This is a genomic window from Melittangium boletus DSM 14713, assembly GCF_002305855.1.
In the GTDB taxonomy this organism is placed as follows: domain Bacteria; phylum Myxococcota; class Myxococcia; order Myxococcales; family Myxococcaceae; genus Cystobacter; species Cystobacter boletus.
In genome coordinates, this window is the sequence record NZ_CP022163.1 from 5,585,353 (window position 1) to 5,607,693 (window position 22,341).

General features: G+C 69.0%; 20 protein-coding genes. 12 read left to right on the top strand and 8 right to left on the bottom strand.

From position 1 onward, the window contains the following. The first annotated feature begins 12 nt into the window (after positions 1-12). The gene (locus MEBOL_RS23475; RefSeq protein ID WP_095982957.1) at positions 13-744 is read left to right on the top strand and encodes an ABC transporter ATP-binding protein; all 732 of its coding nucleotides are present in this window, start codon (positions 13-15) and stop codon (positions 742-744) included. 100 nt (positions 745-844) lie between these two features. Here the strand turns inward: MEBOL_RS23475 and MEBOL_RS41345 are convergent, their stop codons facing one another. Both MEBOL_RS41345 and MEBOL_RS23485 read right to left on the bottom strand, forming a co-directional pair. Further along, positions 845-1,069: a hypothetical protein gene (locus MEBOL_RS41345; RefSeq protein WP_157775395.1), complete on the bottom strand. Its 225-nt coding sequence runs from the start codon at positions 1,067-1,069 to the stop codon at positions 845-847. A 226-nt stretch (positions 1,070-1,295) separates the two neighbouring features. Beyond that, on the bottom strand, positions 1,296-1,562 hold the full coding sequence (locus MEBOL_RS23485) for a hypothetical protein (RefSeq protein ID WP_095979545.1): 267 nt from the start codon (positions 1,560-1,562) through the stop codon (positions 1,296-1,298). A 285-nt stretch (positions 1,563-1,847) separates the two neighbouring features. Between MEBOL_RS23485 and MEBOL_RS23490 the strand changes: the two genes are divergently transcribed. From MEBOL_RS23490 to MEBOL_RS23500, 3 genes are read left to right on the top strand one after another with little or no spacing between them, the layout of a single operon-like run. Next, positions 1,848-2,342: a hypothetical protein gene (locus MEBOL_RS23490; protein ID WP_095979546.1), complete on the top strand. Its 495-nt coding sequence runs from the start codon at positions 1,848-1,850 to the stop codon at positions 2,340-2,342. Positions 2,343-2,392: 50 nt separating this feature from the next. Further along, positions 2,393-3,730, top strand: coding sequence for a sensor histidine kinase (locus MEBOL_RS23495; RefSeq protein WP_095982958.1), 1,338 nt, complete (start codon positions 2,393-2,395; stop codon positions 3,728-3,730). Next, entirely contained in the window at positions 3,731-5,074 is a 1,344-nt protein-coding gene (locus tag MEBOL_RS23500; protein ID WP_095979547.1) for a sigma-54-dependent transcriptional regulator, read from the top strand. It abuts the gene before it with no gap. A gap of 3 nt (positions 5,075-5,077) precedes the next feature. Here MEBOL_RS23500 and MEBOL_RS23505 read toward each other — a convergent pair whose 3' ends face one another. The 3 genes from MEBOL_RS23505 to MEBOL_RS23515 are packed head-to-tail and all read right to left on the bottom strand — an operon-like array spanning position 5,078 to position 7,086. Beyond that, positions 5,078-5,491: a secondary thiamine-phosphate synthase enzyme YjbQ gene (locus tag MEBOL_RS23505; protein WP_095979548.1), complete on the bottom strand. Its 414-nt coding sequence runs from the start codon at positions 5,489-5,491 to the stop codon at positions 5,078-5,080. A gap of 29 nt (positions 5,492-5,520) precedes the next feature. Beyond that, the gene (locus MEBOL_RS23510) at positions 5,521-6,255 is read right to left on the bottom strand and encodes an alpha/beta hydrolase (protein ID WP_095979549.1); all 735 of its coding nucleotides are present in this window, start codon (positions 6,253-6,255) and stop codon (positions 5,521-5,523) included. Between the two features lie 12 nt (positions 6,256-6,267). After that, entirely contained in the window at positions 6,268-7,086 is an 819-nt protein-coding gene (locus tag MEBOL_RS23515; protein ID WP_095979550.1) for a peptidylprolyl isomerase, read from the bottom strand. A gap of 187 nt (positions 7,087-7,273) precedes the next feature. On the opposite strand from MEBOL_RS23515, the gene MEBOL_RS23520 reads away from it, so the two are divergent. Beyond that, positions 7,274-10,399 (top strand): lipase/acyltransferase domain-containing protein, encoded by a 3,126-nt coding sequence (locus tag MEBOL_RS23520; protein ID WP_095979551.1) that lies wholly within the window; start codon positions 7,274-7,276, stop codon positions 10,397-10,399. A gap of 93 nt (positions 10,400-10,492) precedes the next feature. Here the strand turns inward: MEBOL_RS23520 and MEBOL_RS41940 are convergent, their stop codons facing one another. From MEBOL_RS41940 to MEBOL_RS43760, 3 genes are all read right to left on the bottom strand, one after another. Further along, the gene (locus MEBOL_RS41940; protein ID WP_170115575.1) at positions 10,493-10,939 is read right to left on the bottom strand and encodes a hypothetical protein; all 447 of its coding nucleotides are present in this window, start codon (positions 10,937-10,939) and stop codon (positions 10,493-10,495) included. 544 nt (positions 10,940-11,483) lie between these two features. Beyond that, complete coding sequence (locus tag MEBOL_RS23535; RefSeq protein WP_095979554.1) at positions 11,484-12,884, bottom strand: cytochrome P450 family protein; 1,401 nt, start codon at positions 12,882-12,884, stop codon at positions 11,484-11,486. Positions 12,885-13,000: 116 nt separating this feature from the next. Further along, entirely contained in the window at positions 13,001-13,990 is a 990-nt protein-coding gene (locus MEBOL_RS43760; protein ID WP_095979555.1) for a PGAP1-like alpha/beta domain-containing protein, read from the bottom strand. Between the two features lie 125 nt (positions 13,991-14,115). Between MEBOL_RS43760 and speD the strand changes: the two genes are divergently transcribed. The 7 genes from speD to MEBOL_RS23570 all read left to right on the top strand — a co-directional run bounded on the left by speD (position 14,116) and on the right by MEBOL_RS23570 (position 22,340). Then, positions 14,116-14,442: an adenosylmethionine decarboxylase gene (gene speD / locus MEBOL_RS23545; RefSeq protein WP_245918771.1), complete on the top strand. Its 327-nt coding sequence runs from the start codon at positions 14,116-14,118 to the stop codon at positions 14,440-14,442. After that, positions 14,439-16,343, top strand: coding sequence for a DUF4178 domain-containing protein (locus MEBOL_RS23550; RefSeq protein WP_095979556.1), 1,905 nt, complete (start codon positions 14,439-14,441; stop codon positions 16,341-16,343). Before speD ends, MEBOL_RS23550 begins: the two co-directional genes overlap by 4 nt. A gap of 12 nt (positions 16,344-16,355) precedes the next feature. After that, the gene (locus MEBOL_RS41945; RefSeq protein ID WP_170115576.1) at positions 16,356-16,520 is read left to right on the top strand and encodes a hypothetical protein; all 165 of its coding nucleotides are present in this window, start codon (positions 16,356-16,358) and stop codon (positions 16,518-16,520) included. Between the two features lie 5 nt (positions 16,521-16,525). Further along, positions 16,526-16,753, top strand: coding sequence for a DUF350 domain-containing protein (locus MEBOL_RS23555; RefSeq protein WP_095982960.1), 228 nt, complete (start codon positions 16,526-16,528; stop codon positions 16,751-16,753). Positions 16,754-16,777: 24 nt separating this feature from the next. Then, entirely contained in the window at positions 16,778-18,274 is a 1,497-nt protein-coding gene (locus tag MEBOL_RS23560) for a polyamine aminopropyltransferase (protein WP_095979557.1), read from the top strand. Then, positions 18,265-19,899 carry an FAD-dependent oxidoreductase gene (locus MEBOL_RS23565; RefSeq protein WP_179956286.1) on the top strand — a complete coding sequence of 545 codons (1,635 nt, stop codon included), beginning with the start codon at positions 18,265-18,267 and terminating at the stop codon, positions 19,897-19,899. Before MEBOL_RS23560 ends, MEBOL_RS23565 begins: the two co-directional genes overlap by 10 nt. 233 nt (positions 19,900-20,132) lie before the next feature. Continuing rightward, positions 20,133-22,340 (top strand): vWA domain-containing protein, encoded by a 2,208-nt coding sequence (locus MEBOL_RS23570; RefSeq protein WP_095979559.1) that lies wholly within the window; start codon positions 20,133-20,135, stop codon positions 22,338-22,340. Position 22,341: the final 1 nt, after the last annotated feature.

Here is a 22,341-nt window from a genome sequence, read left to right on the forward strand (position 1 = left end):
GACGTGCCCCCCATGCCCCCTCATTCCCTTCTCGAGCTCCATGACATCACCCGCGAGTACTCCCTGGGCAAGAGCCGGGTGAACGCGCTGCGCGGTGTGGACCTGTCGGTGTCCGCGGGCGAATTCACCGTGGTGACGGGCCCCTCGGGCAGTGGCAAGACGACGCTGCTCAACATCATCGGGTGCCTGGATCGGGCCACGAGCGGCTCGTACCGGTTGGACGGCGAGGAGATCGGGGACCGGGACTTCGACGCGCTGGCCGAGGTGCGCAACCGCAAGGTCGGCTTCATCTTCCAGAGCTTCAACCTCATCCCCGTGCTGGACGTGGCGGAGAACATCGAGCTGCCGTGCCGGCTGCGCGAGGAGGGCGGGAGGAACCAACGCGCCTTGCGCGCGCGCGTGGAGGCCCTGGCGGACGCGGTGGGCCTGCGCCCCTATTTGCATCACAAACCGGACGAGCTGTCGGGAGGTCAGCGGCAGCGGGTGGCCATCGCCCGGGCGCTCATCACCGAGCCGCGTCTGGTGTTGGCGGACGAGCCCACGGCGAACCTGGACTCGGCGACGAGCCAGCACATCCTGGATCTGATGTTGCGGCTCAACCGGGAGCAGGGGGTGACGTTCCTCTTCTCCACGCATGATCCGCGCGTGGTGGCGCATGCCTGGCGGGTGCTGCACATCCAGGACGGCAAGCTCCTGTCGGGCGAGTACCCTGGGGTGAGCCGCCGGGCGTCGGGCGCCTCCTGACACGGAGGCTGTAAAAAGACAGCGGGGGCGCCCTTCCTGGTGAGGAAGGACACCCCCGGGGGTGACACGGCTCACGCCCTGGCGAGCGGAGAAGACCCGGCTACTTGGTCTTGGCCTTGGTCTTCTTGTGCTCCTCGGTCTTGGTCTTGGTGGTGCCGTCCGCGTTGGTCTCGGTCTGGGTCTCCTTCTTCTCCTCGCGCACGGCGTCCCCCTCCATGCCGCTCATCTGGGTCTGGGTCTCGGTCTTGGTCTCGGTCTTCTTGGTATCGGCGGCGAAGGCGGACACGGAGACGGACATGAGGGCGATGGCGAGAATCTTCTTCATGGTGGAATTCTCCTGAGCTCAAACCAACTCGCGGACGCCGCTGGATGCGACGTGGCGAGGCTTTGTCTGAGCATCGCTCGTGCCATGTCCCGTCACAGAGGAGAGGCATTGGGCGAGGTGGGGAGATTCTCACCAGCGGCGGTTCGTGGGTGCTCAAACGGCGAAGGGCGCCTCCCGGAGAACGGGAGACGCCCCTGGCTGCCTCGCGCGGGTGGGCGCGAAGGGACTACTTGGTCTCGGCGGCGGCCTCGGCCGGCTTCGCGGCCTTCTTGGCGCCCTTCTTGGCGGGCTTCTTGGCCGTCTCCTCGGGCTTCATGGCCTCGGGCTTCACCTCGGACTTCGCGGTCTCGGTGGCCTCGGGCTTGGCGGCCTCGGGCTTCACCTCGGACTTCGCGGTGGGAGCGGGAGCGGGCGCGGCGGCGGGCTTGGTGGGCTCGGTGGCGAACGCGGACAGGGAGGCGGACACGACGAGGGCGGCGAGGACGTTCTTCATGGTCGAATCGATGGCACGACAACTCGTCGCGGGATTGCGACGTTTCATTTAAGACACACCAGCACTCGCCGTGCCACAATGCCTTCCGAGGTGGGGAGGTGTTGGGTTGCGGAGATTCTCCCCATGTCGCCTGCCCGGCCTGGGGGCACCCTCCCCATGACGCTGCGGAGGTCTTTGACGACACCTCCCATCTTGGGGATGCTGCCCGCGTCAGCCGGTCGCGCTATGGCACGGTCTTCACTCACAGGCGCACGCTCGCGCGCACGGAGGGACGGGAACGACGGTATGCGGTACCTCTTCATCGCCATGGCCGTGCTCGGGTTGGGACTGGGATGTGCGACGCCACGGGTGATTGTTCCGCCGCCCGTGTCGGATGATGTGGAGCGGTGGCGGCTACGGTATCTGGCGGAGTGGGATCGGGCGGAAGCGCTGGCGGTGAAGCTCGCCGCGGCGGAGAGCGCGCTGGAGGTGGTGGTGCAGGATCGCGCCGAGTCGATGCGGCTCACCCGGCAGCTCATGCAGGATCAATTGCATGAGGAGCAGGAGCGCGCGGCGGCGGAGCGGCACTCGCTGGTGGAGCACAACGCGCACCTGGTGACGCGACAGCGCGAGCTGACGGCCATCCAAGAGGAGCTGGAGGACGTGTGGTTCCAGTCCGCCTTGTCCCGGGCGAGGCGGCGCAGCCAGCCCCAGACCGCGCCCGTTCCGGTGGCGCCCTCGCCGGTTCCCGCGCCGGCCCCTCTCGCGTCCCCGTCGGCTCCTCCGTCCGGATTTCCGTGAGCGCCCGCGCGTCCATCCGGGGCTACCGCGTGGGCTTCCTGTTCGCGGTGATGCTGCTGTCGGCGGTGGCGGGCTTCACGCTCTGGACGGAGGTGCGCACGAGCCATGACGTGGCCATGCGCTTCCAGGAGGCGTTGGACCGGGCGGGTCTCATTGGCCGCATCCGGGTGGACGCCATCTCCCTGGAGTCCGCCATCGAGGCCCACATCCGCGCCACCGATGACTCCGAGCGGCAGGCCGCTAACGAGGTGATGGAGGACATCCTCGCGGACGTGCGCGAGGCCTCTCACGAGTACACGCGCACCCTGCCCCGGGAAGACACGCTGGTGGTGTGGCAGCGCTTCAACCAGGCCTGCAACCGCCTGGCCGAGCAGGTGCGTGCCGCGGCGCTCCTGTCCAACCGTCAGGAGGCCGAGCGGGCGAGGCACCACCTGGTCGCCCAGGTGCGTCCGGTGGCCGAGGAGATCGACGGACTGGCGGGCCAGCTCACGAAGGAGAACGCGGACGAGTCGCGCATGTTGCTCAGCCACCTGGCGTCGCTGCGCGCGCGCAACCTGGGCTTCGGTGGTGGGGTGACGTTGGTGGCGATGCTGGTGTCCCTGGTGGTGGGCCTGCACATCACCTCGGTGCTCGGGCGGCAGGACGCCACCATTCAAGCGCAGATGAAGGAGCTGGACCGGCGCAACCAGGAGCTGGATGCCTTCACCCAGCGCGTGGCGCATGACCTGATGGGGCCGCTGTCGCCGCTCAAGGGGTACCTGACGCTCTTGCGCCGCTCGGGCGCGGTGAAGGACGCGCAGGCGCTGGAGCTGGTGTCGCTGTCCGAGTCCAGCGCGGTGCGCATGGGGGAGCTCATCGAGGCGCTGCTGCGCTTCTGCCGCTCGGGGACGCGGGGCGAGCGCATGGTGGGCGAGCTGGACACGGCGGTGACCACGCTGCTGCTCGAGGTGAGCCAGACGGCCGCCGCGCAAGGCGTGGCGCTCGAGCGCGATGTGAGCGCGGGGGTGAAGGTGGCGTGCCCCTCCCAGCTCCTGCAGCTCATCGCGCAGAACCTGTTGTCCAACGCGGTGAAGTACACGGCGGGCCGCCCCGAGGCGCGGGTGAGCGTGCGGGTGGGGCGCGAGGGCGGCGAGGCGGTGCTGGAGGTGAGCGACAACGGCGTGGGCATGAGCGAGGACACGCAGGGCAAACTTTTCCAGCCCTTCTTCCGCGCGCCGGAGACGCGGGGGATTCCCGGCCATGGACTGGGGCTGGCCACCACCCGGCGTCTGGTGGAAGCACATGAGGGCACGTTGCTGTTGCGCTCGACGCCTGGCGCGGGTACCCGGGTGACGGTGCGTTTTCCACTCGCGGCCGAGGCCGCGCCCGCCGTCCTTGGAGTGGGTTAGATGAGTCCCGCCGCCCGAATCCTCGTCGTCGACGATGACCCTCACGCGAGGGATTTGCTCAAGCGCCTGCTCGGCATGCTGGGCGAGGTGTCACAGGCCTCGGATCCGAAGATGGCCGCGACGCGTCTGAGCGAGGAGGGCCCGTTCGACCTGGTCTTCACCGACATGATGATGCCGAACGCGGGGGATGGGCTCATCGTGCTCAACGAGGTGCGCGCGCACCTGCCGGACACGCCCGTCATCGTGGTGACGGCGTTCGGCAACATCGAGGGCGCGCTGGACAGCATCCAGCAGGGCGCCTTCGACTACCTGTCCAAGCCCTTCGACGTGGACGCCATCGTGCGCGTGGCCCGGCGGGCGCTGGAGCAGAAGCGGCTGGTGGAGGAGAACCGCTCGCTGCGCAAGCAGGTGGAGCGCGGCGCCATGGTGGGCCGCAGTCCGGCGCTGCTGGAGGTGTACAAGCAGGTGGCGCGGGCGGCGGCCACGGCGGTGCCCGTGCTCATCACCGGCGAGACGGGCACGGGCAAGGAGATGGTGGCGCGGGCGCTGCACCGGCGCTCCCCGCGCTCCAATGGCCCGTTCATCCCGGTGGACTGTGGCGCCATCTCCGAGTCGCTGATGGAGAGCGAGCTGTTCGGCCATGCGCGGGGCTCGTTCACGGGCGCCACGGGCGCGAGGCGGGGCCTGTTCGAGGAGGCCCACGGGGGCACGCTCTTCCTGGACGAGATTGGCGACGTGGGCCCCAAGGTGCAGGCGCAGCTGTTGCGCGCGTTGCAGGAGGGGGAGATCCGCCGGGTGGGCGAGAGCGCGCCCGTGAAGGTGGACGTGCGGGTGGTGGCGGCGACGAACAAGGACCTGAAGGCCCGGGTGGCCGAGGGACTGTTCCGCGAGGATCTGCTCTACCGCCTGGACGTGGTGCACCTGCAACTGCCGCCCCTGCGCGAGCGCCGCGAGGACATTCCCGCGTTGGTGGAGCACTTCGCCGCGCTGCAGGCGCGGGGCGGGGTGGCGCCGGTGGTGGCGAGCGAGGCGATGGCGCGGCTGACGGCCTATGACTGGCCGGGCAACGTGCGGCAGTTGGAGAACGTGGTGGCGCGCGCGCTCGCGTTGAACGTGACGGGGGTGTTGGGTCCGCCGGACTTCCCCGAGCCCATTGGCGACGCGCCGCGGAAGCTCAGCGGCCTCACCGGGGACATGCCGAGCCTGGCGGAGCTGTCCCGGCGGTACGCGGCCCATGTGCTCCAGCACGTGGGCGGCAACAAGAGCGAGGCGGCGCGCCTGTTGGATGTGGACCGCAAGACGCTCTACAAGCTGCTCGAGGCGCACGAGCCGGCGGGAGAGTAGGGCTCAGCCCACCACGGAGACCGTCACCCGGCGCTGATGGGGCGAGGTGCGGTGCTCCCAGACGTAGAGGCCCTGCCAGGTGCCCAGGTGGGCCTTGCCGCCCTTGATGGGCACGCTCAGCGAGTTCTGCGTCAGCACCGTGCGCACGTGCGCGGGCATGTCATCGGGGCCCTCCGCGTCGTGGCGGAAGAGCGGATCGCCGTCCTTCACCAGGCGGGAGAAGAAGGCCTCCAGATCCTCGCGCACATCCGGATCCGCGTTCTCGCACAGGAGCAGGGACGCGCTCGTGTGGTGCAGGAAGACGGTGCACAGGCCCTGGTCCGCACCGCTCTCCGCCACCGCTCGCTGCACCTCGGCCGTGATGTCGTGGAAGCCCCGGCCTCGCGTCGCCACCGTCCATTCCTTCGCGTGATACATGGCTCGCTCCTGTCCGGGGCCGGGGTTCGTCAGCGCTTCTGCAAACGGATGTGGATGAACTCCGCCAGCCGCTGCAGCTCTTCCGGCGCGATGGTGTGAGGCCCGTCGAAGGGCAGGAAGTCCACCAGCAGGCCCGCCTCCTTCAACAAGTCGCGCAGCTTCTCGGCCTGGGCGAAGGCGAGCATGTCGTCGTACCGCCCGTGGGCCTGGAGCACCGGCAGGCCCTTGCGCTTCGCGGCCCACTTCTTCCACTCGTCCTGGCAGATGAGTGTGCCCGACAGGATGCACAACCCCGCCGGGGCCTCCTCCAGACGCAGCGCCAGGTCCGTCGTCACCATGCCGCCCTGGCTGAAGCCCCCCAGGACGATCTTCCCGTAGGGCAGCTTCGTCGCCACCGACAGCGCCGACAGCAGGCTCGTCAGCGCACGCCGGGTTTGCGCGAGCCCTTCGGGGACGGTCTTCTGGACGACGTTCCAGTCATGTTCCCGCCCTATCGCTAGCTCGGGGGACAGGTGGAACCAGGCCCGGCCCGAGGGCATCCCCAGGGACGCGAGCGACAAGGGGGCGGCGGGAAAGACGAACCGCACCTTGGACCCCAGCTCCGGCTGGCTCTCCACCAATTCGCGCGCCAGGGGCACCAGGTCCGTCGCCGGAGCCCCGTAGCCATGGCACAGCACCACCGCCAGCTCGGGGTTCTTCCCCTCGGGGATCGCGTCGACCACCTGGCAGTCCAGCTCTCCGAGTCGCGTGCTCACTCGTCGCATGGTTCGCGCTCCTTACTTGGGCTGCGTGTCGCTGAGGGTGACCTTCTTGAGCACCACGTCCTTCACCGGCTTGTCCATGGGGCCCGTCTGCACCTTGGACATGGCCTCCACCACGTCATAGCCCTTCACCACCTCGCCGAAGATGGTGTGCCCGCCGTTGAGGTGGCCGGGCGTGGAAACGGTGATGAAGAACTGGCTGCCGTTGCTCTGCGTGCCCCGGCCCCGGTTGGCCATGGCGAGCAGGCCCGGTTTGTCGAATCTCCGGCCGCTCTGGAACTCGTCCTCGAAGTTGTAGCCCGGCGTGCCCGTGCCCGTGCCCAGCGCGTCTCCGCCCTGGATCATGAAGCCCGGGATGATGCGGTGGAAGATGATGTTCTGGTACAGGGGCGTCTTCTGCTGGAGCTTGCCCGTGCGCGGGTCCGTCCACTCCTGCTCGCCGTTGGCCAGGCCCACGAAGTTGGCCACCGTGAGGGGCGCGTCCTTCGCGAACAGCTTCACCACGATGTTGCCCTGGTTCGTCACCATCGTGGCGTACAGGTCCTTGCCCTCGAGCGCCTTCTTCTGCCAGGGGCCGGGCTTCTCCGCCGGAGGGCGCGTGCGGGGCGCCGCGCTGGCGCCGTGCTCGGGCTGCTCCCCGGCGGGGGGGGGAGGCGTCTCGGTTGGAGGAGGCGTGGGCGCCGGGGTCGCGGGGGTGGGCGTCGTCTGGCTCTGCGCGCCCGTCGTCGAGGGCGGCGTCTGGGTCTTCGCGGGAGCCGGCGGGGCGGCCTTCTCCTCGGTGCAGGCCGTCAGCGTGAGCAGGAGGAGTCCGGTCTTCAAGAGGGGCATGCGCATGGGTTGGGCATCCTACAGAGCGAAGCGGGGCTCGCAACCGCGACGTCCCGGGAATGAGCCGGTCTGAACGCTCATTCAGCGGCGCGAGGCGTCCGGAAGCGTTCAATCCCTCACGCTGCCGCGTCTCGGATGGGTCGGATGGGAACTCTAGGATTCCGGCTATCGTCAGTCCTCTAGGAGGAAGCCCATGGCCGCCGTCATCAAGGATGTCGTCGTTCTCCTGCCGGGTCTGCTCGGCAGCGTGCTGCAGCGCGAGGGCAAGGAAATCTGGGGCCTGTCGGGCAGCGCCATCTTCCGCGCTCTCTTCAGCGGCCTGGGCAGCGTGAAGTCGCTCACCCTCAAGTCCGACAGCGGAGGGGAACTCGCGGATGACGGCGTGGAGGCCACCTCGGTGCTCCCCGACACGCACCTCATCCCCGGCCTGTGGAAGGTGGATGGGTACACCCGCGTGGCCGAGACGCTGGTGGGCCGGCTCGGTCTCATTCCGGGCGCCAATTTCTTCGAGTTCCCCTACGACTGGCGGCGCGACATCCGCTTCACCGCGAAGCGGCTCGCCCGCGAGTCCGCGCGCTGGCTGCACACGTGGCGTCACAGCCACGGCGGCTCGCCGGATGCGCGGCTCATCCTGGTGGGCCACTCCATGGGCGGCATCGTCGCGCGCTACTTCCTCGAGTGCCTCGAGGGCTGGAAGGACACGCGCGCGCTCATCACCTTCGGTACGCCGCACCGCGGCTCCTTCATGGCGCTGCATGCGCTCGCGGTGGGCTTCCGCAAGGACCTGGGCCCCGTCAACCTCGTGGACCTGACGGAGATGGTGCGCTCGCTGCCTTCCGCCTACCAACTGCTGCCCATGTACCCGTGCGTGCAACTGCCGGACGGGCGGATGGTGCGTCCGGGCGAGGCCGCGGCCATTGGCCAGATGGATCCCTCGAAGGCCGCCCAGGGGCTCGCCTTCCAGCGGGAGATCATGAGCGCGGTGGAGTCCAACGCGAGGAACACCGACTACCTCGAGCGGGGCTACCACCTGCACCCCGTGGTGGGCACCTTCCAGCCCACGATGCAGGGCGCCCGGCTCAACGCCGCCGGGGGACTGGACATGCTCTGGAGCGAGCCGGACGGCGCGGATCACGGAGGTGACGGCACCGTGCCGCGCGTCTCCGCCCTGCCCCTGGAGGAGCGCCACCAGGTGCGCGCCATGTACAGCCCCACGGCCCACGCCTCGCTGCAGAACGCCTTCGAGGTGCTGGCCCACGTGGAGGGCGTCATCACTGGCCAGCACCTCCAGCTCGACAAGTACCGCGACTCGTTGTTCGGACCCGCGCCGCGCATGCTGTCCTTGCGCATGGAGGACGCGTTCGGCCATGACGAGCCCGTGCCGGTGCGCGTGCGGCCCTCGGCCGAGCCAGTGGCGCTCCGGGCGTACGTCTCCCATGTGAAGACGGGAGAGTCCTTCACGGAAGCGCTGGTTCGTGGCCCGGATGGCGCGCACGAGGGCACGTTCCGTCCGCTCCCGCCCGGCCTGTACCGCGTGAGCGTCAAGGGCGGCCCCGAGGTCATCCCCGTGACCGATGTCTTCGCCGTCTTCCACCGCGCGGGCGAGTTGCCGGACGACGAGGAGCCGCGGGAGTTCTCGGTGAGCCCGGGGGGTGTACCCGCGCCGGAGTGGCGGTCCGCGGAGCCCCCGTCCGGGAATGTCTCGCTGGAGCACGCGGCGAAGCTGACGGTGAAGGACGAGGGACAGACCATCACGCGCTACCCCTCGGTGGAACCGCTCATTCCCGCGCGCCCGGGACAAGCGCTGCCCCTGATGGTGGACCTGGCGCTCGCGGAGGTGGGCGCGGAGACGGAGTCCTCGGGCGTGCAGATGGCCGGGCTCGCGGCCGACTGGAAGGAACTGCCCGTCAAGGTGCGCTTGTTGTGCGCGGAGATGACGTTCCGGCCCGGAGCGGACACGGGCGTGGTGCTGGTGCGGCGCAATGACAGCTCCATCGCGGCCACCCTCACCGGCACCGTGAACCCGGGTGCTTCGGGCGAGCTCACCGTGGTGGCCACTTTCGAATACGAGGGCCGCTTCTGCGGCGCGGCCCGCCGGCGCGTCCCCGTCGAGTCCTCGGGCACGGGAGGCCCGGGCCCGTCCACGCCTCGCTCCCCCTCGACGCCCTCGTCGGGAGGCATGGGCGGCATGGCCTCGGCGTCCACGCGGGTGGAGGACGAGGGCCGGGGCACATTCAGCGTGGAGGCGGGAGCCCAGAAGCCGCACCTGACGGTGCAGATCCACCGCCTGGACCCTGGCAATCCCCAGCGGCTGTACTGGACGCTCCATGTGGCGGTGCCGTGCGAGGGATTGCCGGCCCGGCTCTCGGGCGACCAGAACCTGGGGAGCGATCCGGCGGCTTTCTTCCAGAGCGTGGCCAATACCGCGCGCGAGCTGCGCTCGGGCGAGCACTTCGCCTGGTTCCTGGGACTCGGCAAGCTGCTCTACCAGCGCGCGCCCACCGTCTTCCGGGAGACGTACAAGGCGCTGCGCCAGCAGTACGGGGTGGGCTTCCCCATCCAGTTCATCACCGATGATCCGCACGTGCCCTGGGAGTTGATGGCGCCCGCGGACGTGCCGGGCGCGGAGCTGTTGTGCATGGAGCACCCGGTGGCGCGTTGGCTGCTCGATTACCAGACGTCGCTCACGTCGCGCCTGACGCGGGGGGACATCCTCACCATCGCGCCGGACTACCAGTTCCATCCGCACCTGGCGCCCCTGCCCCAGGCGCAGGAGGAGTCGCGGCAGTTGTCCAGGCGCTTTCGCGCGGTGAAGGTCGCGGGCCGCCGCCAGCCCCTCATGAGCCTGCTGGGCGGGAGCTATCCGAACCGGGTGGGGCTGCTGCACTTCGCCGGGCATGGCAAGTACAGCGTGAACAACGAGGTGTCTCCCTCGTGCGTCTACCTGGAGGATGGGGATTTGAAGACGCTCGAGGTGCGCAGCTCGTTCACCATGCTGGGCATGAAGTCCCGGCCGCTCGTCATCTTCAATGCCTGTGAGGTGGGCACGGCCACGGACATGCTCGGTGGCATCGGCGGATGGGCGGAGACCTTCGTGAGCGAGAAGTTCGCGGGCTTCATCGCGCCCCTGTGGCCGGTGCAGGACGCGCATGCGCGCACCGCGGTGGAGCAGTTGGTGACGGACTTGTGGGAGAATCACACGCCCGTGGGCGAGGCCTTGCGGCGCTTGCGCCAACGCGAGGCGAAGACGTCGCCCACGTATTTGTCCTACGTGTACGTGGGCGATGTGATGGCGCGCTTCGCCCAGGCGACGGCGTGAGGCGGAACTCCGGACGCGTTGAAGCACCGTGTCCTGGCGGATGAGTCGGGGCACGGGCATCTCGCCAGTGGCGCGGGTGTTCGCCTCGGTCTCCTATTCTTCCTGTCCCTCCTTGCTCTCGAGTCTCTTGGCGATGGAGAAGGGGAAGATGGCGCGATGGTGGATGTTCCGGTAGTACACCGCCAGGTGGTGTTCGCCCCCGATTTGGATGACGCTCTGCGCGGGGGGGGCCGCCTGACTGTTGAACCAGGTGTCTGCCTCCTCGCGCGTGTTGAATGCCGCCACCGCTGACGGAGGGCCCCGCTGAATCATTTCCTCAAGATAGAATTCTAGAGTCGGTTGCCGCACGAGCGAGCGGATGTTCCGCTCACGGAAGCTCATGACGACATGGTAGTCATTCGCGACCAATACATAGGCCGAATTGGGTGGCCTTGGACTCGCCTTCAACCAGGCATCCGCTTCGTCCGGTGTGTTGAATGCGGCGATGATTTCGAGGTGGGGCGTCCAATTGGATGTCCTCTCGATAGTCCGCGAATTCATCGGCCAGACCCTCTCTCCAGATGAACCAGAGCGAGTCAATGGCGAGGTCAAACAACTCCTTTTCCTCTGGGGACTGAGAGTGACCCTGCGTCTTTCCAAGGAGTTCCTGCGCTTGGAGGATGCGGTCAAAAATTGTCACGGCACCACCGCATGGCAGTCGCGCTCACGAGCGGTTGCGAGCACGACGTGTCCATATTCCCCCTCCGCGCGTGGTTGAAATCCGAATCGCGCGAGGCCGAACTCCTCCACGGGACGCCAACTGTGCGTGACGTTCCCGAGGGGAGACTCCTGAATGGTGAGCACGTATCGCCCGAGTTCTTCGGGGGCGGGGGATCCGTTCTTGTTGGTCACTCCCATTGTTCCCTGGCTGCTTGGACCAGGAGTCCCTGGTCCCGACGCACATCCGGGAATCAGTATCCCCAGGAGGGCCGCCGCCGTGACGGCCAGCGTGCAAGTCGCACTTTTCATGAGACCCAAGCTATGGGGGCAAGGAGAGCGACGCAAGAACCCAGAGGTGCGAGGGGCCAGGCATGGAGGACCCGCGTCAGAAGAAGATGGGAACCCGGTCGAAGCCGCGCAGGCTCGTGGCGGCCAGGCGCAGCTCCCCGGCCGGTACCGCGAGCCTCATCTTCGGGTAGCGCCGGAACAGGGTCTCGAAGGCGAGCTGCGCTTCCATGCGTGCCAGGGGAGCGCCGATGCAGACATGGATGCCCTTGCCGAAGGCGATGTTGCGGTGGGCCTCTGGACGGGTGATGTCGAACACATCGGGGTTGGGGAACCGCTCGGGATCCCGGTTCGCCGAGGCGAGTCCGACGGTCAGCTTCTCTCCCTGGGCGATGGGACAACCCGCCAGCTCCATGTCTTTCAACACGATGCGCGGCGTTCCCATGTAGTCGACCGGCCCCCAGTAGCGCAGCGTCTCCTCGACCGCGCCCTTGACCAGGGAGGGATCGGCGAGCAGGCGCTCGAGCTGTTCTGGGTGGGTGAGCAGGGCCACCACGCCGCTGCCGATCAGGTTCACCGTGGTCACGTGCCCGGCGAAGAAGAGGATGAACACCATGGACATCATCTCCTGGGGGCTGAGCTTGTCGCCGTCCTCCTGGAAGTGAGCCATCTGGCTGATCATGTCCTCGCCGGGAGCGCGCCGTTTGCGCTCGAACAAACCCTCCAGGTAGCGAATGAACTCGCGCAGCACGCCCCGCCGCTGCTCGTCTCCAATGGATGGCCCCTCGGCGGACAGGAGGTTTTCCGCCCAGGTGTGGACCTGAGCGCGATCCTCCTCGGGAATGCCGAGCATGTCGCTGATGACCGCGATGGGCATGGGGTAGGCGAACGCCGGGAGCAGATCCATCCGGCGCTCCGGCGCGGATTCTCCCCGTGCGGCGGCCTCGCTCTCGGCCTGATCGAGCAGGCGATCGATGATGCGCTGGATGCGCGGCCGAAGTGTTTCCATGGCGCGCGCGGTGAAGTTGGGCTGGACGAGCTTGCGCAGCCGCGTGTGATCCGGTGGATCGAGCATCAAGAGGCTGTAGGCGATGGGCTTCAGCTCCTCTGGCATGAAAGGCAGCTGCGCGCGTTGCTCCGGGGTCATCGTGGAGCGGAAGTCGGAGGAGAGGCGATCATCGAGCAGCGCCTCCACGGCTTCGTCGTAGCGGGTGACGAAGTACCGCTCGCTGCCGGGCTCTCCCTTGGCCGTGCGCGGCTTGTCCCCGTCGGGAAGGAGATCGTCCGAGAAGCCTCGGCCAAACGAGGCGCGCACGACGGGCCCCTGCTTGCGCATGCGCTCATAGGCCTCGTGGGCAACGGCCAGGAACGCGGGGTCCTCACGGTCGAGGCGCACGGAGCCCGCGTGAGGCACCTCCCTCGACGCCTTCATGGGGCACACGCCCACCGGGCTCGTTCCGCTCTCCTCCGTCCGCTTCTCGTCCATCGGATTCATCGCCATCGCGTTCCTCCTGTGCTCAGGGGTGGAAATGGTTTTCCAGGCAAACCATATGTGAAGGAAACGATTGTGACAAACAGAGGGTGTTCAGGGCCGGACAGCCCGGTGGGGAAGACGCCTCAGCGCCGGGGGTCGAGCGCGAGGGCGACCATCGTCTCGGTGAGGTCGCTCGGGAAGTAGTTGGCGAAGCCCGGCAGGCCGGTGAGGGCGGCCTCGGCGTGATCCATGTCCTCGAGCCGCACCACGCGCGAGCCGGGGATCTCCGCGTCGAGCGCGGCCACGAGTCCGTCACAGCCCCAGCCGTAGCGCTCCTGGACATAGGCGCACAGGGGCCGGAGCAGCGAGCGCCGTGACAGCCGCGACGTGGCCAGCGATACCGTGGGGATGTCCAGGGGGTAGGGGTGCTGGCGCACGAACTCCTGGCGCCGCGTGTACGACAGGTCCTCCACCGAGTCCGGGTCGCCCTGGAAGAGGGAGGGGAAGGCCAGGTCCACCAACCGCCGGAGCGCGGGCGTGGACACCAGGTCATGGGCGATGACCGAGCCGCCATAGGGCGCCTGGAGCGTCACCACCGCGCGCACGACGCCGCGCAGCTCCGGGTGGAGCGCGAGCGCGCTCAGGGCCTCCACGCCCCCCTTGCTGTGTCCCACCAGCACCACCGAGCGGCGGAAGTGCTGGGCGTCCAGCAGGGCCTCGCGCACCACCGCCACGTTGTCCAGGAGCCGCCCCTCGGTGTCCACCGCCACCTCGCGCGTCTCCAGTCCCCGCTGCTCCAGGCGGCGCTGGTTGTCCTCCAGGTAGCCGGGCAGCTCATCGCCCAACATGCCCTTCACCAGCAGGTACTGGTGGCGCCGGGCCTCGTCCGGCAGCACCGCCTCGTTGTCGCGCACGCGCGCGTACACCTCGCGGAAGCGCGGGGTGATGTCCGTGGGCGGAGCCGTCTCGGCCTTGAACCACCCCGCGAGCCCCGTGCTCCCCGGCGTGTCGTGTCCGGCCTCGGGCAGGGCGCGCAGGGACTGGAGCATCCGCGCCACCGCGCTCGGGGCCGAGGGGGTGGACGCCGGAGCCGGAGGGGGCGGGGAGGTGGGGAGGAGATCCTTCTGGGCCATGCGTCCCGGGAGCCTAGCAGGGCCCGTCCCCTCCTTTCTCGGGGTGGGTCCGGCGGGGCGGCTCGTGGTAGAAGGTGGGCGTTTCCCAGGGAGGCAGGATCCTGACGACCGGACAGGAATGGCTGGTGGATGTGAGCGGGTGCGCGGCGGAGCGTCTCAAGGACGCGCGCGTGCTGGCGGCCTTGTTCGAGGAACTCGTCGTGGTGCTGGACCTGAGGGTCATTGGCCAGCCGCAGTGGCATGTCTTCCCGGAGCCGGGAGGGGTCACGGGGCTCGCGCTGCTGGCGGAGAGCCATCTGGCCGTCCATACCTTTCCCGAGCACGGTTTCGCCGCGCTCAATGTCTATTGTTGCCGGGTGCGTGCGCGTCCGGATTTCGAGTCGCTGCTGGCGCGGCACCTGGGCGCGGCCTCCTGCCGTGTGCGGGAGTTGCCGCGGGGGGTGGAGGCGTGACGCAGGGGAATTGTCCCTCGTGTGGGGCGGCGGTGGAGTTCACCGCGGGCTCGGCGCAGGTGCTGGTGTGCGGCCATTGCCAGACGGTGGTGGCCAAGAAGGGCCTGGACCTGGAGGCGCACGGGAAGATCGGCGCCATCGTGGACACCTACTCGCCCCTGCGGCTTCACGTGGAGGGCCGCGTGGACGGCGAGGGCTACCGGGTGGTGGGCCACCTGCAGAAGGACCACGGCGAGGGCCTCTGGGACGAGTGGTACGTGGAGTTCGACAGCGGGCGCACCGCGTGGCTGTCCGAGGCGGAAGGCGCCTGGTACCTGCTGTTCGCCGAGGGCTCGGCGGCGGACCTGCAGCTCAAGGAACTCGTGCCCGGCCACCGTTTCCGGTTCAAGGAGTACCGGCTCCGGGAGCATCAGCTCGTCGTGGAGGAGCGGGGATATGGCCGGGTGGTGGCCGCCGAGGGCCAACTGCCCCAGGACCTGGACCCGAGCGTGGACAGCCACTACGTGGACGCCACGAGCGCGCGCGGCCTCTTCGTCACGCTCGACTTCGGCCAGTGGGGGAGCAATCCGGATATCTTCATGGGCCGGAAGCTCAAGCTCGAGGAGCTGGGCATTCCTCCGGACCAGCTCCGGCCGAAGGTGAAGAAGGTGGCGCTGCAGCAGGCGCGCTGCACCCAGTGCAACGGTCCACTGGAGCTGCGCGCGCCGGATCAAAGCAAGCGCGTGGCGTGTCCCTACTGCGGTGCGCTCTTGCATGTGCGCAAGGGCGGCTCGCTCGCCTTCCTCCAACTGCTGGAGAAGCCCGACCACCCCTTCCGCCTGTCCCTGGGCGCCAAGGGCATCCTGGATGACACCCCGTGGATCATCATCGGCATGATGGTGCGCTCGTGCACGGTGGAGGGGGTGCGCTATCCGTGGGACGAGTACCTGCTCTACAACCCGGAGCGGGGCTTCACCTGGCTGATGGACTCCAACGGGCACTGGGTATTCCTCACGCCGCTGGAAGCGGGCCTGGTGTCGGTGGCCCCGGGTGTCGCCGCGCACATGATGGGCAAGCGCTACCGGGCCTTCCAGCGCGTGACGGCCGTCACCGAGACCGTGCTGGGGGAGTTCTACTGGACGGTGACCGCGGGGGAGACCGCGACGACCGAGGAGTACGTGGCGCCGCCGCACTCGGTGAACGTGGAGGGCACCGGCAAGGAAGTGACGTACACGCGGGGCGAGTACCTGGCGCCGGAGGTGGTGCGCGAGGCCTTCAAGTTGAAGGAGCCGCTGCCGGAGCCCCAGGGCATCGCCCCGAGCCAGCCCAATCCCCACCCGAGTCCGGCCACGTGGTCCTGGGCGCTCGTATGGGGAGCCGTGCTGCTCGCCGTCTACCTCGGGGTGAACATCCTGGCCGCCAACGAGAAGGTGCTCGACAAGGTGGTGCGCCTGTCGCCGGACGCCCGCTCCGGCACGGCCACGGCCGTGTGGTTCAGCGAGCCCTTCGAGATCCGCAAGCGCGGCAACGTGCGCGTGGAGTTGAGCGCGGCGGTGAACAACGGCTGGTTCGGCCTGGAGGGCGAGCTGCTCAACCAGGAGAACGGCGAGGTGATCGGCTTCTACGAGGAGGTGGGCTTCTACTCGGGAAGTGACTCGGATGGCAGCTGGAGCGAGGGCAGCCAGAGCGAGACGGAGTTCCTGTCCTCGGTGTCGCCCGGGCGCTATGTGCTGCGCGCCCAGGCGAGCTTCGACCGCCGTCCCGACGCCTACCGGATCGGGCTCGTGAGCGATACGCCGCGCTTCCTGTGGTTCTTCTGGGGGCTGGTGCTGCTGGCCCTCGTGCCCGTGCTGTCGCTCTTCCGCGCCTCCAGTTTCGAGTCCGCGCGCTGGAGTGAGAGCAACCTGGGCTCGGACAGTTGAGGAGAGGGTGAGATGAAGTATTTCGGAGGAGTCATCGTCGTGCTCTACGCCTGGATGGCCCTGACGGGCTGGGAGCCCTTCACCCGCGCGGAGAAGGGCAAGGCGGCGGCGAGGACGGGCGGGGGCGGTGGGGGAGTGGCGCGTTATCGCAGTGGAAGTTTCATGGGAGGGAAGTGATGCCGATGGGTGTGCTGGCCGTGGTGGTGAACCTGGACAACCTGTTGGCGAGCCTCGTGTACTCGCTGGTGGGGCTGGCGGTGTTCGTGGCGGGCCTGTTCGTGTTCCGGCTCATCATGCCGTTCGACGTGCACAAGGAGATCGAGGTCGATCAGAACACGGCGCTCGGCATCGTGATGGGCTCCTTCATCATTGGTCTGGCCATCATCGTGGCCGCGGCCATCTCGGGCTGACGCCCCCGCGGCGCCGTTGTCACCGTGAACAAGAAACTCCTCTTCGTCACCGTCCTCGTCATCGCCACGTGCGGGCTCATCTACGAGCTCATCGTCGGGGCACTCGCGAGCTACCTGCTCGGCGACTCCATCACCCAGTTCTCCACGGTGATTGGCTGCTACCTGTTCGCCATGGGCATTGGCAGCTGGTTGTCGCGCTTCGTCGAGCGGGGGCTCGCCCAGCGCTTCGTGGAGGTGGAGCTGGCGGTGGCGCTGGTGGGGGGCTGTTGCGCGCCGATGCTCTTCCTCACCTTCGCGCTCACGGATGTCTTCCGGGTGATGCTCTATGGCAGCGTGTTGCTCATTGGCACCCTGGTGGGGCTGGAGATTCCCCTCCTCCTGCGCCTGCTCAAGGATCAGCTCCAGTTCAAGGATCTGGTCAGCCAGGTGCTGACGTTCGACTACCTGGGTGCCCTGGCGGCGAGCATCAGCTTCCCGCTCCTGTTCGTGCCGAGGTTGGGGCTGGTGCGCACCTCGCTGCTCTTCGGGTTGCTCAACGCGCTGGTGGGTTTGTGGAGCACGTGGCTGCTCGCGCCGGTGCTCGCCCACCCGGGCCGGCTGCGCGTCAAGGCGGTGCTGCTCAGCCTCTTCCTGGTGGGAGGGCTGGTGTGGGGCGACCGGCTGAGCGACTACTCCGAGGAGCACCTGTTCTCCGACGAGGTGGTGCACGCCACGAACTCGCCCTACCAGCGCATCGTCCTCACGCGGGGCAAGCGGGGCTTCTCGCTCTATCTCAATGGCAACCTGCAGTTCGTCAGCGCGGACGAGTACCGCTACCACGAGGCGCTGGTGCATCCCGCCCTGACGCGCGCCGGGAAGGTGGAGCGGGTGCTGGTGCTCGGGGGTGGAGACGGGCTCGCGGCCCGGGAAATCCTCAAGTACCCCGAGGTGAAGAACCTCACGCTCGTGGAGTTGGATCCGGCGATGACGGGGCTCGCCTCGCGCTGGGCCGAGCTGGCGGACCTCAACGGCCACGCCCTGGAGGACGCGCGCATGCACGTGCTCAACACGGACGCGATGCAGTTCCTTCGCGAGCGCACCGACTCCTGGGACGTCATCGTGGTGGACTTCCCGGATCCCAACAACTTCGCGCTGGGCAAGCTCTACACCACGGGCTTCTACCGGCTGCTCAAGCGGCGCCTGGCGCCGGACGGAGTGGCCGTCATCCAAAGCACCTCGCCGCTCTATGCCCGGCGCTCCTTCTGGTGCGTGAACACCACGCTCCAGGCGGCGGGCTTCTGGACGAGCCCCTACCATGCGCTGGTGCCTTCCTTTGGCGAGTGGGGCTATGTGCTGGTGGCCCATGAGGCCGTGAGCCCCCGCCGCCCCCTGGTCGAGGGACTGCGCTTCCTCTCCGAGGACACGCTCGATTCGCTCTTCCTGTTCCCCTCGGACATGGGCCCGCTGCCGGCGGAGGTGAACCGGCTGAACAACCAGGTGCTCGTGCACTACTACGAGGAGGAGTGGCGGCGGTGGAACTGAAGCGGCGGGAGCTCATCGCCGCGTTCCTGGGCTCGGCGGTGGCGGCGAGCGCGTGCCGGAAGCGGCCCCCTCGCGCGCCCGTGCCCGGCGGCCTGGTGGATCGGGTGGTGGACGAGGGGCACCGGCTCCGGGGCGGTGGGTTGCCGCGCACGGCGGAGGCCCAGCCCGTGGACGTGCTGGTGGTGGGCGCGGGCGCGGCGGGCCTGAGCGCGGCGTGGCGCCTGGCGGCCGCGGGCGTGAAGGATGTGCGCGTGCTGGAGTTGGACACGGAGCCGGGAGGGACGGCGCGCTCGGGGAAGAACGCGGTGTCCGCCTATCCGTGGGGGGCCCACTACCTGCCCGCGCCCATCGAGGACAAGGGGCCGGTGATGCGGCTGCTGCGCGAGATGGGCGCGGTGACGGGCGTGGACGACGGGGGCCAGCCCCTCTTCGACGAGGAGCTGCTCGTGCGCGAGCCCGAGGAACGGCTCTTCTACCGGGGCGAGTGGTACGAGGGCCTGTACCTGCGCGCGGGGGCGAGCGAGCAGGACGTGGCCGAGCTGGAGCGTTTCGAGGCGCGGATGAACGCCTTCGCGGCGGCGCGGGACGGCCGGGGGCGCAAGGCCTTCGCGGTGCCCACGGCGCTCTCCAGCGACGACGCCGAGTGGACGGCGTTGGACAAGCTCACCATGGCGCGGTGGATGGAGGCGGAGGGGTTCCGCTCGCCGCGGCTGCGCTGGCTCGTGGACTACGCGTGCCGGGACGACTACGGCACCACGGCCGAGGGCGTGTCGGCGTGGGCGGGCATCTGGTACTTCGCCGCGCGGCAGAACGGGCAGGGGGAGCGCAGCGAGGGCTTCCTGAGCTGGTCCGAGGGCAATGGACGCCTGGTGCGGCAGCTCGTGTCCTCGCTGCCAGCGGGCCAGGTGGAGCCGGGCGTGCTGGTGCACTCGGTGGAGCCGGGCGAGGGGGGTTGCCGGGTGGACGCGGTGGAGGCGGGCACGGGCCGGCCCCGGGCGTACCGGGCGCGGCAGGTGGTGCTGGCGTGTCCCCGCTTCGTGGCCGCCCAGGTGGTGGTGCCCTGGCGGCAGCGGCGTCCCGAGTGGATGGGCGCCTTCCAGTACGGCCCCTGGGTGGTGGCCAACCTGACGCTGTCGGAGGCGCCCGCCTCGTATGGCTTCCCGTTGGCCTGGGACAACGTCTTCTACGAGAGCCGCAGCCTGGGTTACGTGGTGGCCACCCACCAGCGCCTGCTCCAGGATGAGCGCGGGCCCACGGTGCTCACCTGGTACCTGCCGATGGCGGGCCTGGACGTGAAGGCCGAGCGCCAGAAGGTGCTCTCCGCGGACTACGGCGAGTGGGAGGGGTTGGTGATGGCGGACCTCATGGCGGGGCACCCGGGCATCGCCGCGATCGCCCAGCGTCTGGAGGTGATGCGCTGGGGCCACGCCATGGTGCGGCCCACCCCGGGCCTGCTCTGGGGCCCGGAGCGCCAGGCGGCCCAGGAGAGCCTGGGCGAATCCCTGCACTTCGCGCACTCGGACCTGGGAGGCCTCGGGCTCTTCGAGGAAGCCAACTGGTTTGGTGTGAAGGCGGCGGAGCGGGCCTTGAAGGGCCTGGGCCGCACCGTCCCGAGCTGGCTCTGAATACCCGCTGACGGAGCGCCACCGGGAGCGTTCGGGGATGAACGTTCCCGCGTGACTGGCGGACGAGGACGCTCCTCCGTGCGCGGGCGGGTTCCTACCCCTGACGGGACATGCCATCTCGACGTCGTTTCCTCCGCCCGCTCGCGTCTTGTCTCCTCTTGCCAGCCCTTCTCGGGAGCCCTAGCGCCCGCGCGTTCTGTCCCACCAACGGCCTGCGCTGTGGACTCAGTGGCGTGGGGGTCACGCACGAGGACCTGACGCAACGGGCGATGGAGGAACTGGGCGCGGAGTTCTTCGCAACCGAGCACTCCACCCGGGGCATGAGGAGCGCCACCGAGGAGATCTGGAAGGCCAACGCCGAGGTCGATGACGACCAGACGAATGGCTTCAAGCACTTCGATGGGGAGAGCTTCGTCGCGGGCAAGCAGCGGCTCGTCTCGCTCTTCGAGGGCACTCTCCGCTCGCTGCGGGCCGAGGACGCCCAGGGAGGCCGTCGCCAGTTGGGGCAGGCGCTCCATACGTTGCAGGACTTCTACGCGCACTCGAACTGGATCGAGTCTGGCCATTCCGGGGCCCTTTCCAGTCTGTGGCGTCCCGAGCAACCGCTGCCCACGTTCGCGGGCGAGGACACGCCCACGTGCGAGGCCTGTGAGTTCGTCATCATCTCGGACGGGAGTCTGCTCGTCGATTGTGGCCACAACCTGTCCACGGTGGCGCTCACGAGCGGCTTCTATGGAGGCGAGAACGAGGTGCCTCGCCATGCCTCCAAGTGCCGTCATGGCGGCCCCACCGACACGGGCCCCGGTCCGTTCGGCGGTATCAACAAGGACACCCGGCTTCAAACCCTCTCGCCCCATCATCCGCTGCACGACGCGGCCGCGGACTCCGCCCTGGAGGCGAGCAAGCAGTTCATCCGGGACCTCCAGGGCCAGCTCACCGAACGTCAGCTCAAGCTCCTGTTTGGCGTGGGCCCGACGCTGACCGTGGCCGTCGATACCTCGGCGGGCATGGGGAACCTGCTCCTCCAGGCCACGCGCCAGTTGGCTCGGCTCATCGAATCCCGGATCGGCACGGAGCAGGAACCGCTGCGCTATGTCCTCGTTCCGTTCCAAGGCGCCTCCGCCTCGTCCGTCCGGGTGACGAGCGATCCACGCGAGTTCCAGAGTGCCCTCGCCGCGCTGGGTTCGAGCGCGCGGAGCTCCTGCTCCGCACCGTCCATGACGGCGGTGCTCCAGGCACTCGAGGCTTCCTCGGACGAGGGCGACCTGTTCCTCCTCACCCAGTCACGGGCCTCGGATGACAGCCTGGCATCCACGGTCAGTGGCCTCGCCCAACGCAAGCACACGCGGATTCATGCGCTCCTGGCCGGCTCGTGCGGAGGCGCCGCTTCCACGGAGGCCGCGTACCAGCGGCTCGCCGAGGAGACGGGTGGACAGGTCTTCTCCCTTCGCGCCACCGAGGCGGCCGTGTTCGCCCATCTCGTCGACGCCACCGTTCGCGCCAACGCCGTGACCCTGCTCGCCCTCTCGGATGCGCGAGGTGGTGGCAGGAGCCTGAGTGTCCCCGTGGATGCCTCCCTCTCCCAGGTGACCTTCTCCCTGAGTGGAAGTCCTTCCCTTCGGCTCACCCGTCCCGATGGCTCGCTCGTCTCGGCGCGGGATCCGGGGGTGCGCATCGCCCAGGGCGCGACGGGCATCCTGGTGACGGTGCTCGCGCCAGCCCCCGGTATCTGGAGCGCGACGCTGACCCCTGCCGGGGCGTTCTCCTTCCAGGTCCTGGGCGAGAGCCCCATGGATGTCGATCGCTTCGAGTTCGTCGAGGCGATGGGACGTCTGGGACATCAGGGCTACCTGGCGCCGCCGGGACTGCCCGTGCTCTCCTCCCTTCTCGCCACGGCGCGGCTCTCCGGCGATATCGCGTCCGCCCGTTTCGAGCTGCGCTCTCCGGAGGGCGTGTTGCTCCAGACGCTCGTGCTGGCGCCGGAGCCCGGAGGCTCGCCGCTGGAGTTCTTCGGGCCGGCGGGGCTCTCCTCCCAACCCTTCGTCGTCTACGGGGTGGGACGCTCTTCCACGGGAGACACCTGGCAACGCGTCCTGCCCGGCGCGCTACGGCCTCGCACGGTGCGGCTGCTGGCGCCCGCGACCCAGGGTCTCCTCCCTGGCTCGCGGGCCGTGGTGTCCTTCCAGGTCCACAACACGGGGGCGCCGAACCTCTTCCGCCCCTCGGTGCGGACGGACCCGCGCTTCGGCGCCCGCGTCACGCCGGACCTGCTCGTGCTCGGCCAGGGCCAGGTGGGTGTCTTCACCGTTCAGTGGGAGGTGCCCCGGGACGCGGCACCGGGCATGACGGCCACCCTGCGCACCACCGTGGAAAGCCTCGCGCCCCAGGGCATGGAGAACTTCGCGGACGTGGTGGGGGTGGTGGCCGGCGCGCCCCGGTGAC

Excerpts from the sequence above, each read along its gene's own strand:
- MEBOL_RS23495 (WP_095982958.1), top strand. The coding sequence starts at position 2,393 with ATGCTGCTGTCGGCGGTGGCGGGCTTCACGCTCTGGACGGAGGTGCGC.
- MEBOL_RS23555 (WP_095982960.1), top strand. The coding sequence starts at position 16,526 with ATGGGTGTGCTGGCCGTGGTGGTGAACCTGGACAACCTGTTGGCGAGC.
- MEBOL_RS23505 (WP_095979548.1), bottom strand. The coding sequence starts at position 5,491 with ATGTATCACGCGAAGGAATGGACGGTGGCGACGCGAGGCCGGGGCTTC.
- MEBOL_RS23475 (WP_095982957.1), top strand. The coding sequence starts at position 13 with ATGCCCCCTCATTCCCTTCTCGAGCTCCATGACATCACCCGCGAGTAC.
- MEBOL_RS43760 (WP_095979555.1), bottom strand. The coding sequence starts at position 13,990 with ATGGCCCAGAAGGATCTCCTCCCCACCTCCCCGCCCCCTCCGGCTCCG.
- MEBOL_RS23535 (WP_095979554.1), bottom strand. The coding sequence starts at position 12,884 with ATGGCGATGAATCCGATGGACGAGAAGCGGACGGAGGAGAGCGGAACG.
- MEBOL_RS41945 (WP_170115576.1), top strand. The coding sequence starts at position 16,356 with ATGAAGTATTTCGGAGGAGTCATCGTCGTGCTCTACGCCTGGATGGCC.
- MEBOL_RS23500 (WP_095979547.1), top strand. The coding sequence starts at position 3,731 with ATGAGTCCCGCCGCCCGAATCCTCGTCGTCGACGATGACCCTCACGCG.
- MEBOL_RS23485 (WP_095979545.1), bottom strand. The coding sequence starts at position 1,562 with ATGAAGAACGTCCTCGCCGCCCTCGTCGTGTCCGCCTCCCTGTCCGCG.
- MEBOL_RS23520 (WP_095979551.1), top strand. The coding sequence starts at position 7,274 with ATGGCCGCCGTCATCAAGGATGTCGTCGTTCTCCTGCCGGGTCTGCTC.
- MEBOL_RS23510 (WP_095979549.1), bottom strand. The coding sequence starts at position 6,255 with ATGCGACGAGTGAGCACGCGACTCGGAGAGCTGGACTGCCAGGTGGTC.
- MEBOL_RS41345 (WP_157775395.1), bottom strand. The coding sequence starts at position 1,069 with ATGAAGAAGATTCTCGCCATCGCCCTCATGTCCGTCTCCGTGTCCGCC.
- MEBOL_RS23490 (WP_095979546.1), top strand. The coding sequence starts at position 1,848 with ATGCGGTACCTCTTCATCGCCATGGCCGTGCTCGGGTTGGGACTGGGA.
- MEBOL_RS41940 (WP_170115575.1), bottom strand. The coding sequence starts at position 10,939 with ATGAATTCGCGGACTATCGAGAGGACATCCAATTGGACGCCCCACCTC.
- MEBOL_RS23515 (WP_095979550.1), bottom strand. The coding sequence starts at position 7,086 with ATGCGCATGCCCCTCTTGAAGACCGGACTCCTCCTGCTCACGCTGACG.